At 54.2% G+C, this 14,205-nt stretch carries 12 protein-coding genes; 5 read left to right on the forward strand and 7 right to left on the reverse strand.

The features are described from left to right. Positions 1-92: 92 nt before the first annotated feature. The 3 genes from PMPD1_RS13715 to PMPD1_RS13725 all read left to right on the forward strand — a co-directional run bounded on the left by PMPD1_RS13715 (position 93) and on the right by PMPD1_RS13725 (position 3,917). Complete coding sequence (locus PMPD1_RS13715; protein ID WP_173634572.1) at positions 93-1,424, forward strand: MFS transporter; 1,332 nt, start codon at positions 93-95, stop codon at positions 1,422-1,424. Between the two features lie 10 nt (positions 1,425-1,434). Further along, positions 1,435-2,373: a YhfZ family protein gene (locus PMPD1_RS13720; protein ID WP_173634573.1), complete on the forward strand. Its 939-nt coding sequence runs from the start codon at positions 1,435-1,437 to the stop codon at positions 2,371-2,373. An 89-nt stretch (positions 2,374-2,462) separates the two neighbouring features. Beyond that, the gene (locus tag PMPD1_RS13725) at positions 2,463-3,917 is read left to right on the forward strand and encodes an AMP nucleosidase (protein WP_173634574.1); all 1,455 of its coding nucleotides are present in this window, start codon (positions 2,463-2,465) and stop codon (positions 3,915-3,917) included. 60 nt (positions 3,918-3,977) lie between these two features. On the opposite strand, the gene PMPD1_RS13730 is transcribed toward PMPD1_RS13725, so the two are convergent. From PMPD1_RS13730 to PMPD1_RS13740, 3 genes are all read right to left on the reverse strand, one after another. Continuing rightward, positions 3,978-4,262 (reverse strand): helix-turn-helix domain-containing protein, encoded by a 285-nt coding sequence (locus tag PMPD1_RS13730; RefSeq protein WP_173634575.1) that lies wholly within the window; start codon positions 4,260-4,262, stop codon positions 3,978-3,980. Next, entirely contained in the window at positions 4,259-4,591 is a 333-nt protein-coding gene (locus PMPD1_RS13735) for a type II toxin-antitoxin system RelE/ParE family toxin (protein WP_173634576.1), read from the reverse strand. Before PMPD1_RS13735 ends, PMPD1_RS13730 begins: the two co-directional genes overlap by 4 nt. Before the next feature lie 101 nt (positions 4,592-4,692). Continuing rightward, positions 4,693-5,988, reverse strand: coding sequence for an NCS2 family permease (locus PMPD1_RS13740; protein ID WP_173634577.1), 1,296 nt, complete (start codon positions 5,986-5,988; stop codon positions 4,693-4,695). Between the two features lie 426 nt (positions 5,989-6,414). On the opposite strand from PMPD1_RS13740, the gene PMPD1_RS13745 reads away from it, so the two are divergent. After that, positions 6,415-7,176, forward strand: coding sequence for a response regulator (locus tag PMPD1_RS13745; RefSeq protein ID WP_173634578.1), 762 nt, complete (start codon positions 6,415-6,417; stop codon positions 7,174-7,176). On the opposite strand, the gene PMPD1_RS13750 is transcribed toward PMPD1_RS13745, so the two are convergent. From PMPD1_RS13750 to PMPD1_RS13765, 4 genes are all read right to left on the reverse strand, one after another. Next, the gene (locus PMPD1_RS13750; RefSeq protein ID WP_173634579.1) at positions 7,156-7,854 is read right to left on the reverse strand and encodes a D-lyxose/D-mannose isomerase; all 699 of its coding nucleotides are present in this window, start codon (positions 7,852-7,854) and stop codon (positions 7,156-7,158) included. The two genes, PMPD1_RS13745 and PMPD1_RS13750, sit on opposite strands and share 21 nt — an antisense overlap. 59 nt (positions 7,855-7,913) lie before the next feature. Next, on the reverse strand, positions 7,914-8,855 hold the full coding sequence (locus PMPD1_RS13755; protein ID WP_173634580.1) for an ABC transporter substrate-binding protein: 942 nt from the start codon (positions 8,853-8,855) through the stop codon (positions 7,914-7,916). A 77-nt stretch (positions 8,856-8,932) separates the two neighbouring features. Next, positions 8,933-9,919, reverse strand: a complete 987-nt coding sequence (locus PMPD1_RS13760; RefSeq protein ID WP_173634581.1) for an ABC transporter permease subunit — start codon at positions 9,917-9,919, stop codon at positions 8,933-8,935. Positions 9,920-9,928: 9 nt separating this feature from the next. Continuing rightward, positions 9,929-11,443, reverse strand: a complete 1,515-nt coding sequence (locus PMPD1_RS13765; RefSeq protein ID WP_173634582.1) for a sugar ABC transporter ATP-binding protein — start codon at positions 11,441-11,443, stop codon at positions 9,929-9,931. A 143-nt stretch (positions 11,444-11,586) separates the two neighbouring features. Here PMPD1_RS13765 and PMPD1_RS13770 point away from each other — a divergent pair, with 143 nt between their 5' ends. Next, a complete protein-coding gene (locus PMPD1_RS13770) occupies positions 11,587-14,163 on the forward strand; it encodes an ATP-binding protein (RefSeq protein ID WP_173634583.1) in 2,577 nt (858 codons plus the stop codon). Positions 14,164-14,205 lie beyond the last annotated feature (42 nt).

The raw sequence follows: 14,205 nt of genomic DNA on the forward strand, positions 1-14,205 counted from the left end.
GATAAGGGTTAGCGTTATGGCTTCGTAATTTACAAATTACTGTATATTGTTTATATCGTTCCGTCAAACGTGCAATCAGCAAAGGTGACGCCATGTCAATCGAGACCGCGCAGTACAAAGTACAACCGCCTCCACAGAAAAAAGGTAAGCTCCGCTGGGTCATTCTTGGGATGACCGCACTGGTGCTGGTACTGAACTATGCTGACCGGGCCGCGCTGGGGGTCGCGGGGCCACACATGATCAAAGAACTGGGCATGACCAGTACCGAATTTGGTCTGGTCGCCAGCGCCTTCTTCTTTAGCTACGCGCCGTTTTCGTTTATTGGCGGCTGGCTGTCAGATAAATACGGGCCACGTAATATTATGGGGATTGCCGTTGCCTGGTGGTCACTGTTTACCGGCCTCACCGCGCTGGGAAGCAGCTTTACCCTGCTGTTTCTCATTCGCCTGTTATTTGGTTTTGGCGAAGGGCCACAGGGCTCGGTATCAACCAAAACTATGCATAACTGGTTTCCGCAGCGCCAAATGTCAACGGCGATGGGGCTGGCACAGGGCGCAACACCGTTAGGTGGCGCGATTGGTACCCCGCTGGTAGTGGCGTTAATTAGCGTCGCCGACTGGCGCTGGGCCTTTGTTGTCCTCGGCTTGCTGGGCATTTTTATTGCGATTGGTTGGTTTATCGTGGTTCGCGACACGCCGGAGAAACACCCCTGGGCGACGCAGGAAGATATTGCCATCCAGCAGGAGAAAATTACCGCGCCGATTACGTCCGCGCAGGGCGAAGTGCCCCCGTTACGCTTCTATTTCCGTATGCCGCTGCTATTAGCGACCTCGGTAGCGTTTTTCGGATACGGTTGGGTGCTGTTTACCTTCCTGACGTGGTTTCCTATCTATCTGTCCGATGTGCGCGGCGTGGATCTGAAAGGGCTGGCTTTCGCTGGCGCGCTGCCGTGGATCTTTGGTGTGGTTGGCTTCGCCGGGGGCGGCATCCTCTCTGACTTTTTAGCGCGTCGCTCGGGTAAACCGATTGCCGCCCGCGCGATGGTGATTGTCAGTGGATTAATTATTACCTCTATTTTGTTTGCTTTTATTAGCGTCGTCAGCACTACCATTAGTGCGGTTTTGCTGATGTCCGGCGTGGTTTTTTCCTTATATATTACCGGGGCACAATATTTTGCTATTATTGGCGATGTCGTACCCAGCCAGCGGCTGGGTGGCGTAATGGGCTTTGTCCACGGCATTGCGAACCTGTCGGGCATCCTCTCCCCCATTGTCGCTGGCGCGATTATCGATCATACCGGAAACTGGGCAATGGTCTTTATTACTGCCGCCGGGATTTGCCTGCTGGGCTCCATCCTTGTGTCATTCTTTGGTCGTGAGCGAACAATAGACGTATATTTAAAACGATATGAACCTAAAGGCTGAACCCTGGGTTATGCCTCGCCCTAAAGGCGAGGTTGACTCACCGCAACAGCGAGCGACTGAAATGGTCGCTCGTATCATTCTGGAAAGAAAACCGGGCGAACGCCTGCCAAATATTGGCGAACTGCGCACCGCAATCGGCGTCGGCGCCGGGACCATTCAAAAAGCCCTGCTGGAATTACAGAATGATAAGCTGGTGGTACTGGCATCGAAACAGCGTCAGGGCACCTTTATTGTGGAAAAAAATATTGGCGGCTTATGGGCGATATCCGGCCAACCGCCCCTGTCGGTGATTATGCCGCTGCCGTTGAGCTGGGAGTTTCAGGGCATGGCAACCGGCCTGCGTGATGCGTTGGACCAGCACAATATTCCCTCCTATTTCGTCTTCGGTCACGGCTCAGCACAACGTTCGCGGGCGATTGCCAGCGCACTCTCTTTTGTCGCGGTGATGTCCGCGCATGCGGCTAACGCATTAGTCACTAAAACGCCGCAATTATGTATTCACAGCATCCTGACGCCAGGCAGCTATTATGCCGCCGGTTCGGTGATTGTGGTGGCGCGCGTGCCGCGCGACCAGTTGCCGAAAAATCCGCGCGTGGGTATTGACCGGCACTCGCTCGATCACGTCGCCCTGACGCAAATTGAGTTCCCGGATAACAACTACGTTGATGTCAGTTACGCGCATATTCCCGCCGCATTGATCAATGGCGTGTGCGACGTCGCGGTTTGGCACCATTCGGCGCTCGGGTTGTCGCTCAACCATCAGGAGTTGATTACCTGGCCGCTCTCCGAACATAACGCCTCGTTGCTGACCAACGAAATGTTTTCCGCCGCGCTGGTGATAGCCAAAGACAACGCGATTACCCGTGCTGTGTTGGATGATATTTCATTGCGTGAAGTGTTGGCGGTACAGCAGCAGGTGGTCAGCGGGAAACGTCTCCCCTCGTACTAATCTTTCTCCAGCGCTTCCCCTGCGCGCGGGTTCACTTTAGGCTATACCTCTTGGCAATGCCGACGATAAACCCGAAAGGAGTAACTACGATGGGGATGCAATCGACTCACCTTACCGCCGCGCAAGCGCTGGATAAACTTGACGCGTTATATTATCAGGCCGTCAATGCGCTACGGGATGCCATTAAACGTTTTGTTGATGACGGCACGCTGCCCGATCCTGCCGAACGTGAAGCCGGACTATTCGTCTATCCTGAATTACGCATTAGCTGGGATGGCATCTCGTCCGGCCATAATCGTAGCCGCGCCTGGGGGCGTTTTACCCGGCCCGGCAGCTATGCCTCCACCATTACCCGCCCGGAATTGCTGCGCCACTATCTGGCGGAACAATTGGCGATGATTGAGCGGGATTATACGGTACGAATCGAAGTCAGCCCTTCCCGGCAAGAGATCCCCTTCCCGTATGTGATTGATGGCGCTGACCTGGCGCTGGACCGCTCGATGAGCGCGGATATTGCCAGACATTTTCCCACCACCGATCTGGCGAATATGAGTGATGAAACCGCCGACGGCTTGGTGAATGGCGCGTCGACGTTCCCACTCAGCCACTTTGACGCGTTACGTACCGACTTTTCGCTGGCGCGTCTACGCCACTACACCGGCACGGCAGTGGAACATTTCCAGCCGTTTGTGCTGTTTACCAACTACACCCGTTATGTCGATGAATTTGTCACCTGGGCCTGCGAACAAATTGCCGATCCGAACTCGCCTTATGATGGTCTGGCCTGCGCGGGCGGCGCGGTGATTACCGCCGATACACCCAACCCCGACCAAATGGTTTCCGATTTAGCCTGGAAGAAGCATCAGATGCCCGCCTGGCACCTAACCTCCCCCAATGGCCGCGGCATTACGTTAGTCAATATCGGTGTTGGGCCGTCAAATGCAAAAACCATTTGCGATCATCTGGCCGTGTTGCGCCCGCACGCCTGGTTGATGATTGGTCACTGCGGCGGCCTGCGTGAGAGCCAGTCGATTGGCGATTATGTACTGGCTCACGCCTACCTGCGTGACGATCACGTGTTGGACGCGGTACTGCCGCCGGATATTCCGATTCCGAGCATCGCTGAAGTACAACGTGCGCTGTATGATGCGACGAAAACCGTCAGCGGGATGCCCGGCGAGGAAGTTAAGCAACGTCTACGTACCGGTACGGTGGTGACCACCGATGATCGTAACTGGGAATTACGCTATTCCGCCTCGGCGTTACGTTTTAACCTCAGCCGCGCGGTCGCGGTCGATATGGAAAGTGCCACGATAGCCGCGCAAGGTTATCGCTTCCGGGTACCGTATGGCACCTTGCTCTGCGTGTCGGATAAACCGTTGCATGGCGAGATTAAGTTGCCGGGGCAAGCTAACCGTTTTTACGAAGGTGCCATTTCGGAGCATTTACAGATAGGGATTTGCGCGGTGGAGTTGTTGCGGGCGGAGGGAGATAAGTTACATTCCCGTAAGTTGCGGACCTTTAACGAACCGCCGTTCCGTTAAAAGTGACAGGGTGGCGGTAAATACGCCACCCTTTATTGTCTGGCAAACGCGTAGGGCGAATTACGCCGCTTCACTGATTTCGATACGCGTAATGTGCAGCCCGGCATTTGCCATCATGGTGATTAACTTATCAATGCTAAACAGCGTGATTTTGCCGCGGGCTAATTCGGATACGCGAGGCTGGCTGACGCCCAGCGTTGCGGCAGCCTCAGCCTGACTCAGAGCTTTACGTTCGATCCAAGCGTTAAGAGTATTCATCAATTGCGCACGTATTTTCAGGTTTTCTGCCTCGTCTCGCGTCTCGCTGATGGCATCCCATACGCTATCGAAGGTTTCAATTTTCACTTTTTATACTCCTGCAGTAACGCTTTATAACGCTGTGTCGCTAACTGTACATCGGATTTAGCGGTAATCTGCGTTTTCTTTTGAAAACAGTGCAATACGTAGATGGAATCTGCCCACTTCGCAATATAGATGGCACGATAAGTCCCATCTTCATTTCTTACCCGGATTTCACGCACGCCAGGCCCAATGGTTGAGAATGGCTTCCAGTCTATCGGTTCAAGCCCTTGCTGGACTCGATCAAGTTGATACCCCATATCCTGCCGTGCGCCATCCGGAAACGCGCGCAAATCGTCTAAGCTACTGTCAATAAATTGCAGTTTCTTACGCATTAAATTCCCTTTTATACGTAATAATGTATAAAGAGTATGGCCTGTTCTGCGCTAAAAGCCAACACTAAATAACCCGATACCAACGCCAGCAGGCCGTCAACTCACGCGCTCAGCCACCCGAGCTTAATCACAAACAAAATCGACAACACAATCAGCGCCGCATTCAACTCACGCGTACGCCCGCTTAATAATTTCACCACCGTCCAGGTAATAAAACCAAATGCAATACCGTTGGCGATCGAATAGGTCAGCGGCATGGTCAACGCGGTAACGGTCACCGGCGCAGAGGTCGTAATATCCTTCCAGTCAATCTCCGCCAGGCCGGAAGTCATTAACACGGCGATAAATAACAGTGCGGGCGCGGTAGCAAACACCGGCACGCTGGACGCCAGCGGGGAGAAAAACAGACTAAGAATAAACAACACCGCCACTACCACGGCGGTCAGCCCGGTACGACCACCCGCGCTAACGCCCGCCGCCGACTCAATGTAGCTGGTGGTGGTGGAGGTGCCCAACAGCGAGCCAAACAGCGCGGCAGCGCTATCGGCAATCAGCGCTTTCCCCATTTTAGGGATATTGCCCTTCTCGTCGGCCAGCCCGGCACGTTTGGTCACCCCGATCAGCGTCCCGGAGTTATCAAACACATCCACAAACAAAAAGGCGAAAATCACGCTGACCAGTGAAATATCGAGAGCGCCTTTAATATCCAACTGCAGGAACGTTGGTGCGATAGAGGGTGGCGCGGAAAAAACGCCGGCAAACGGCGACAAGCCAATGCCCATAGAAATAAAGGTCACGATCAGAATGCCGATCAGCACCGCGCCAGTGACCTTACGCGCTTCCAATACCACAATGATGATAAAGCCCAACATGGCCAGCAACGGGCCGGGTTTAGTCAAATCGCCAATCCCTACCAGCGTCGCCGGGTTATCCACCACGATCCCGGCGCCCTGCAACGCGATAATCGCCAGGAACAGCCCAATACCGGCAGCAATACCGGAACGCAGCGGCAAAGGAATGCTGGCAATGATCCACTCGCGGATTTTAAAAATGGATAACGCAAAGAAAATCAGCGCCGACAGGAACACCGCACCCAACGCGATTTGCCACGTATAGCCCATATGCAGCACCACGGTATAGGTGAAGAAGGCATTTAGCCCCATTCCCGGCGCCAGCGCGATGGGATAATTGGCAATTAGCCCCATCAACAAAGAACCAATCGCCGCCGCCAGACAGGTAGCGACAAACACTGAGCCCTTATCCATTCCGGTCGCGCTTAAAATAGTGGGGTTCACAAACAGGATGTATGCCATCGCCAGAAAGGTGGTTAATCCGGCGATAATTTCGGTTCGCACCGTGGTGTTATGCGCTTTTAATTGAAATAGTTTCTCTAGCATGCTTCATCTCTCATTACGCCGGAGACACCACGGAGGTGGGTTCTCGCTTGCCTGAATAAAGTGGAATGTGTGTGTGGTTATAGTAATTTTATCGGTTAAACGGAATCGATTGCGCGCCTGCAACCGCTACGGCGCATTGCATCATCTACCGTTACCCGCAGTCATAGCAATTGCTATGCCAGTCGTAACGCAATACGGCCCCCGGTATTAGTGCGGCATGACCTTTGTCGGCAACCTTTAATGCACTATTATGAAGCCCCATAATGGCGCAGCGCACCATTATGGTGATAACGCCCGCTTTTACGCCAGTGCCGCCATGTCATCAGGCAGCGACGCCCTTCACATTTCCGCGTTAACAGACGTATCTTGCCGCGCGCCTCGGGTACACTCACATTTAACCTGACAGCAACATATGAGGCCGTGACGATGAAGCCCGCCATTTTGGTGGTAGATGACGATGCCGCCATCTGCGAGTTACTCAACGATGTGCTGAGTGAACATGTGTTTACCGTTTATAGCTGCCATCAGGGACGGGACGCCCTACGCTTACTCGAACAGCATCCGGAAATTTCACTGGTGATGCTCGATATGATTTTGCCTGATACTAACGGACTGCTGGTGCTGCAACAGATGCAGCGTCTCCGGCCCGACTTGCTGGTGATTATGCTGACCGGCATGGGGTCGGAGTCCGATATTGTGGTCGGGCTAGAAATGGGTGCCGATGATTATATCGCCAAACCCTTTAATCCACGGGTGGTGGTGGCGCGGGCAAAAGCGGTGCTACGCCGTAGCGGCATGCTATCGCTGGATACCGCACCAACCTCTCTGCCAAGTTGGAAGGGCTGGCAATTTAACGGTTGGCGGTTGGACGAAGAGCGCTGTGTGTTGTTTAATCCCCAACAGCAGGAAGTGACGCTAACCCAAGGCGAATACGCCCTCCTGTTGGCGATGATCCGCCATGCGCGAAAAGTCTTAACCCGCGACCAACTGCTGGAGTTGACCCACAGCGAATCGCTTGACGTCTTTGATCGCACCATTGATGTGCTGATTATGCGTCTGCGGCGCAAAATTGAGGTCAACCCGCATCAACCAATGCTGATTCGAACCATACGCGGCTTAGGCTATGTTTTTTCCGCCGATGCGACGCGGTCTGCCGATGTCCCGCTATTAACCAGCCGTATCGCGTGACAGATAGCGCGAATACTCATTACATAACAACCAGCGCGGCGCTTCATCGTCTTCAATGGCGTTGAAGCGCGTCTGCGGCGTGAGAAAGCGGTTGTCATTATCATCATCATTAATGGTGGAGACTTCGCCCACCAGCACATCGCCAAACCCCGTTTCTCCCCAAAAACTATGATAAACCCCCGGCTCCAGCGTCACACTCTCTCCTGGCGACAGCCGCAGTTGCGAACCGGCGGCGTGCGTTTGTCGAAAACCATCAATGGTGACGCTGACCGGCGTATTTGCTAACGCGCCCTGTTGCGCGTTGTGCAACTCGACAATTACATTTCCACCGCCGCGATTAATAATGTCTTCCATTTTGCACCAGTGAAAATGCATCGGCGTTACTTGCCCTTCACGTACATGCATGATCTTTTCGGCATAACTTTTTCGATAAGGGGCACCGTGCGGCGAGCCGTTACGGAGGGTAAACAGCGTCAGCCCTTGTTGCTGAAAATCATCGCCGCCAAAAGCGGTGACATCCCAGCCGAGACGCAGCGTGACAATTTCTTGTAGGTTATCGGCGGCTATCTGACGCCAACGCGCTGGCGAATAATCAGCCCACGGCGGCAGATGCACGTCCTGACGCGTAAAGAATTCACGGGTGAGTTGCAAAATGGCGTTAATTTCAGAACGAGTCATCGACACTCTCCTGTGAGCGCGAAGAGCGGGCAAGGCCAAACCTTGCCCGTTGACGACGGTTATTTCACCGTCCAGCCGCGGTAGCTACCGATATTATTACGATCAATCATGGTGACCGGAATCAGCACCGGCTTGGTGGGCGCAGGTTTACCTTGCAGAATGTCATAACCAATTTCCACCGCTTTGGATGCCATCACTTGCGGATCCTGGGCTGGTGTGGCGGCAAACAGCGAGTTCTTACGTTTTAGCGCCTCTTCGCCGTCTGGCGAACCATCGACGCCGACGATAAAGAATTCATTGCGCTGCGCCTGTTTCGCGGCTAAATCGGCACCAATCGCCGTCGGGTCGTTAATCGCGAATACCGCATCAATTTTTGGATTTGCCGAGAGCAACGAGGTCATCACTTCCAGCCCACCTTCGCGGCTGCCTTTGGCGTTTTGGTTATACGAAAGCAGCTTAATATCCGGATGGGTTTTCAGCTCATTCATACAACCTTCCACGCGGTTTTGCACGGCAGAAACCGGCGGCCCATTGATAATAACCACGTTACCTTTGGCCTTCAGACGGTCGGAAATGTACTTACACGCCATCTGTCCGGCTTGGGTGTTATCGGAAGTAATAGTCGCGTTTGCGCCATCCGCCGCCACGTCCACCGCAACCACCACAATTCCCGCATCACGCGCACGTTTTACCGCCGGGCCGATCCCTTTAGAATCTGCGGCGTTAAGGATAATCATGTCGACTTTTGCCGCGATAAAGTTATCAATCTGCCCAACCTGCTGGCCGAGATCGTAACCGCTGGAAACCAGCGTCACTTTGACATTATCACCGGCCAGTTGGCGGGCTTTTAGTTCCGCTCCTTTGGTAATCTGAACGAAGAACGGGTTCGCCAAATCACCCACGGTGACCCCTATAGACTTCAGCTCTTTCGCCTGCGTTAACGGTGCAGCCAACAGCATCGACGCGGCCAAGAAGCCGGTTACAATCGGATTAAAACGCATAGACCTTCTCCTGCCTTTATTATCGTAATATCGCCAACAGCAGAACAGCGATTGGGGGGTACAGACTCGGTTACTACTTATGCGACATGGTGACGGGTACGGTATTTGTCGATCAGTACCGCAATAATGATCACCGCGCCTTTAATCACCAGTTGCCAGAAATAGGAGACGCCCATTAACGTCATACCATTATTCAGCGTGGCGATAATCAGTGCGCCAATCAGCGTACCGGTAATGGTGCCGATACCGCCGACGAAACTGGTGCCGCCCAAAATTACGGCGGCAATCGCGTCCAGCTCATAGCCGACGCCAAGGTTACCGTTGGCACTATACAGACGCGAGGCGCTCATCAGCCCGCCCAGCCCGGATAGCAGACCACTGGCGGCGTAAACAAACAGCAATACCGCGCTGACTTTGATCCCGGTTAGCCGTGCTGCCTGCATATTGCCGCCTACCGCATAGATGTGAACGCCAAGCGTGGTACGGCGCAGAATGAACCAACACAGTGCGATCACCGCGAAAGCGATAATGATCAACCACGGAATCGGCCCCAGATAGCCGTTACCAATCCACTCAAAGTTAATATCGGAGTTGATCACCGTGGTGCCGTTAGCCAGTAGATAGGCGGCGCCGCGCAGCCCGGTATAGGTCCCTAGCGTGACGATAAACGGCGGTAAGCCTGCCCAGGCCACCAGAATGCCGTTAAATAACCCCATCAGCAGCCCGGCACCGAGCGCTGCCGGAATGGTTAACATCGACAGTGATGGGTCAAGCGAAGTAACCAGCGCCACTACCGCCGTCGTGCCCAACATGGAGCCGACCGACAGGTCGATGCCGCCGGTCAGAATGATGAAGGTCATGCCGGCGGCAAGTACGATATTGATCGAGGCCTGGCGCGTAATATTGAGCAGATTGGCCTCGGTAAAAAAGTTGGGCGTGACGAAGCCAAATATCGCCACGATCAGAATCAAAATCGGCAAAATACCCACGGTTTGCATTACATCGCTCAGTAAGGCTCGCTTCAGCGTGGGCGCTTTAACGCGCGGGGTCTCGGTTGTAGTCATGTTTTTTCCTCAGGCGTTAACCGGTTGGGGGAGATCAACGCCGGTCGCCAGCGTCATTATGTTTTCCTGGGTAATACTGTCGCCCTGCAACTCACCGGCAATGCCGCCTTCACGCATCACATACACGCGATCGCTCATGCCCACCACTTCCGGTAACTCACTGGAGATCATCAAAATAGCCACGCCCTGACGCGCCATCTGATTCATCATGCGATAAATTTCACTCTTCGCCCCGACATCCACGCCACGCGTCGGCTCGTCTAGCAACAAAATACGCGGACCAATCGCCACCCAGCGTGAAATCAACAGTTTTTGTTGGTTACCGCCGGAGAGCCCACCGGCACGTACCTGTGCGTGCGGTACACGAATGTTGAGCGACTGAATCGCCTCGCCGGAGATCTTCTGCCCTTTGCGTCGGTTAAGCAGGCCGTAATTCGCATCGCGCTCAATGGTCGCCATCACGATATTTTCATGGGCGGCTAATTCGAGAAATAAACCCTGCTCCTTGCGGTTTTCGGTTAAAAAACCAATACCTTGCGCAATGGCATCGCGTGGCGAGTTAATCGTTACGGTTTGGCTATCTATCGCTACCGTGCCGCCGCTGGCTTTGTGTACGCCAAAAATCAGTTGTGCCAGCTCAGAACGTCCGGCGCCCACCAACCCTGCCAGGCCGACAATTTCACCGGCATGCACCGTCAGGCTACAAGGATGCACTTTGCCGCCGTCAGTCAGGTCGGTTACCGTGAGGCGCGCCGCGCCGGTGTCGATGGTGTTATCTTTGTTGAACAAATCGCTTAGCGGCCGCCCAACCATCATCCGCACCAGTTCATTGGCGTTCAGATTGTCGCGCGTTAGGCTGCCGACATATTGGCCGTCGCGCAGCACGCTGACGCGATCGGAAAGTTCATACACTTCCGCCATGCGATGGCTGATATAGATAATCGCCATGCCTTCGCTACGTAACCGCTTAATCAGCGCAAAAAGCTGTTCGGTTTCACGCGAAGAGAGCGCGGCGGTCGGCTCATCCATCACTAAAATGCGGCTGTTACGGTGTAACGCACGCGCAATTTCGACCTGTTGCTGCTCGGCAATGCTGAGTTTCATCACTAAATCGGTCGATTTAAATTGCGCGCCCAAACGGTTGATAACCTGCTGCGCCTCTTGCGCCATTTGGCGTCGCTTAACCAACCCGCCGCGCTGGATTTCGCTGCCGAGAAAGATGTTTTCCGCTACGGTTAAATTAGGCGCCAGGTTAATCTCTTGGTAAATCAGCGTAATTCCCGCCGCCAACGCATCTTTCGGCCCTTTAATCGCCTTTGGCTGACCATCAATTAAAATTTCCCCGCTGCTGGCGCTATAAGCTCCGGCCAGAATCTTCATCAGGGTGCTCTTACCGGCACCGTTCTCCCCCATCAGCGCATGGACTTCGCCTGGGTAAACCGTCAGGTTGACCTCTTTTAGCGCGTAAAACTGCCCGAAGCGGCGAGAAATGTCTTTCATCTCCAGTATCGGCGTCGCGGTCATGTCATTACTCCTGCGGATAATCATCGCAGCAGTAAATCAGCCGTAGATAAACGGAAAATGTCAGCCGCCATTCATTTTTGTCATAGTGTTAACGGCGGCCCCTTTTATACTCGCCCTTATTGAGGTTTGGGGGCGGAGTCGCGATGTCGACAGAGGTGTTTCGCACCAGACGGCTAGCCGGCGCGCGTGGTCGTCTGTTGATGTTTAATTTGCTGGTGGTGATCGTGACGCTGATGGTGAGTGGCGTGGCGATTATTGGTTTTAATCACGCCGGTAAAATTCAGGAAATGGCACAGGCGCAAACGCTGGATGATATGACTGGCAGCCTGGCGCTGGCGCGGGATACCGCTAACGTTGCCACGGCGGCAGTCCGCCTGGCGCAGGTGGTTGGCGCGCTGGAATATCAGAGCGAATCAACGCGTTTAGAACAAACGCAGCAGGCGCTGCAACGCTCGTTAAACGCCGTCGCGCACGCTCCGCTTGCCGCGCGCGAGCCGCAGTTGGTACAGCGAATTAGCGAGCGGAGCACCACGCTCGAACAGAGCATTAATCACCTTTTAAGCTACGGTCACACCCGCCATTTGCAGCGTAGTGTATTGCTGAGCGAACTGTATCAGTCACAATTTTTGCTGCACCATATCGACGATATTATCCGTCGGCAGCCTTCTGATACGCCGCCGCTGGCGCTGCGTAACGAGCTTGACCGTCTGATTGAGATTGCTATTCGCTCCTCCTCGCCGCGTGCGGCTATCGAGCAGTGGGACCGTGTGATGGTGAACTGGCCGCAGGACAATCGCAACCCACTGTTGGCGGATAAAATGCGTCAATTCGTCGCCTCGGAACAACAACTGATCCCGCTGGCGCGGCAACTGGAAAATAGCGATCTGGCGATTGCCTATTACACCTATCAAATCAAAGCGCTGGTCGCTATTCTCAGCGATGACATCACGTTATACGTTAAAAAAGTGGCGCAAGAATCGACTCTGCGTACCGCAACCACGCACGGTGAATTGAACTCAATTATTTTGTTTATCGCGCTGTTTGCGCTGTTGTCGCTGGTGATTACTGGTTTTGCCGGGTTTTATATCTATCGCAATCTCGGTTCGCATTTAACCGCCATCGCCGGCGCAATGACACGCCTGGCCCAGGGGCAGCGCGATGTTAGCGTGCCTGCGCTCCAGCGCCGCGACGAGTTGGGCGATCTGGCGCGTGCCTTTAACGTTTTCGCCCGCAATACCGCCTCGCTGGAACACACTTCCCGTCTGCTAAAAGAGAAGAGTAGCCAACTGGAATCCACCTTTTTAGCCATGCGTGATGGATTTGCGCTGTTCGATAGTCAGGGGCATTTGGTGGTGTGGAACTCTAACTATCCGCTGCTATTAGGGCTTGAGGCGCGCCAATTACATCGCGGACAACACTATCAAAACTTGTTGGATAACGTGGGCGCTCATTGGTCGGAGAGCGGCGATCCGCAGGAGATCCGCCTGGCGGATGGTCGCACGATCGAGCTACGGTTTAGCCCGGTTCCGCATCGCGGCATGGTGAATACCGTACTGGAGCGTACCGAACGTAAAGCGCTGGAAGAAGCTTTGGTGCATAGCCAGAAAATGAAAGCCGTTGGGCAGTTAACCGGTGGCCTGGCGCATGATTTTAACAACTTGTTGGCAGTGATTATTGGCAGCCTGGAGTTAACCGATACTCGCAGCCTGGAGAGCAATGTCGCCCGGCGTATTGGGCGTTCTCTAAAAGCCGCGGAACGTGCCGCGCAGTTAACCCAGCGCCTGTTGGCCTTTTCGCGCAAGCAGGCATTACATCCGAAAGCGGTGCAGGTTGCGACATTGGTCGAAACGCTGCAAGAGTTAATGAACCATTCGCTATTGCCGGGGCAGCAGTTGGTGATTGAGACCCAGCAACCCGGCTGGCCGGCGTGGATTGATGCCAGCCAACTGGAAAATGCGCTGATGAATTTGGTGGTCAATGCGCGCGATGCGATGAATGGCAGTAGCGGAGAGATAAAAATACGCGTTTATAATCAGCGCGTTGAAGGTAGCTCCGGTGAGAAACGTGACCGCGTCACTATTGATGTAATCGATCATGGTTGCGGCATGTCGGCAGAGGTTCGCGCTCAGGTTTTTGAGCCATTTTTTACCACCAAGCCGCCGGGGAGCGGAAGCGGGCTTGGCCTGTCGATGGTTTACGGTTTTGTGCGCCAGTCGGGCGGTAGTGTGCAACTGGAAACCGCGCCGGGCCAGGGAACTCTGGTGCGGCTTCAGCTACCGCGTGCCCCGGCATTGGTGGTTGAGGAGAACCCGCCGCCAGCGCCGCCGGAGGTCTCCGTGGTCGACAGTTTGGTGTTGGTGCTGGATGATGAAGAAGATGTGCGGCAAACACTCTGCGAGCATTTACATCAGCTCGGTTATTTAACGCTGGAGTGCGCCAACGGGGATGATGCATTGAAGCTGTTACGCCAGACGCCCGATATTGGTTTATTCATTAGCGATCTGATGCTGCCAGGGTCGCTCAACGGCGCCGAGGTAATTCGCCAGGCACAGCTTCTTAATCCCGAGTTGGCTATCTTGTTGGTCAGTGGGCAGGATTTGCGACATCAGCAAGATGGCGCATTGCCGCCGTGCGAACGGTTAGCAAAGCCCTATACACAACAGCAACTGGCGCAGGCGCTGCGGCGCGCCTGGCAGCGTAGAGCCACCGTAATCAGCTAATGTTATGTCATTACTGCGATACATTTCTGTCTGACGAGTCCG

Source organism: Paramixta manurensis, assembly GCF_013285385.1.
Taxonomy (GTDB): domain Bacteria; phylum Pseudomonadota; class Gammaproteobacteria; order Enterobacterales; family Enterobacteriaceae; genus Paramixta; species Paramixta manurensis.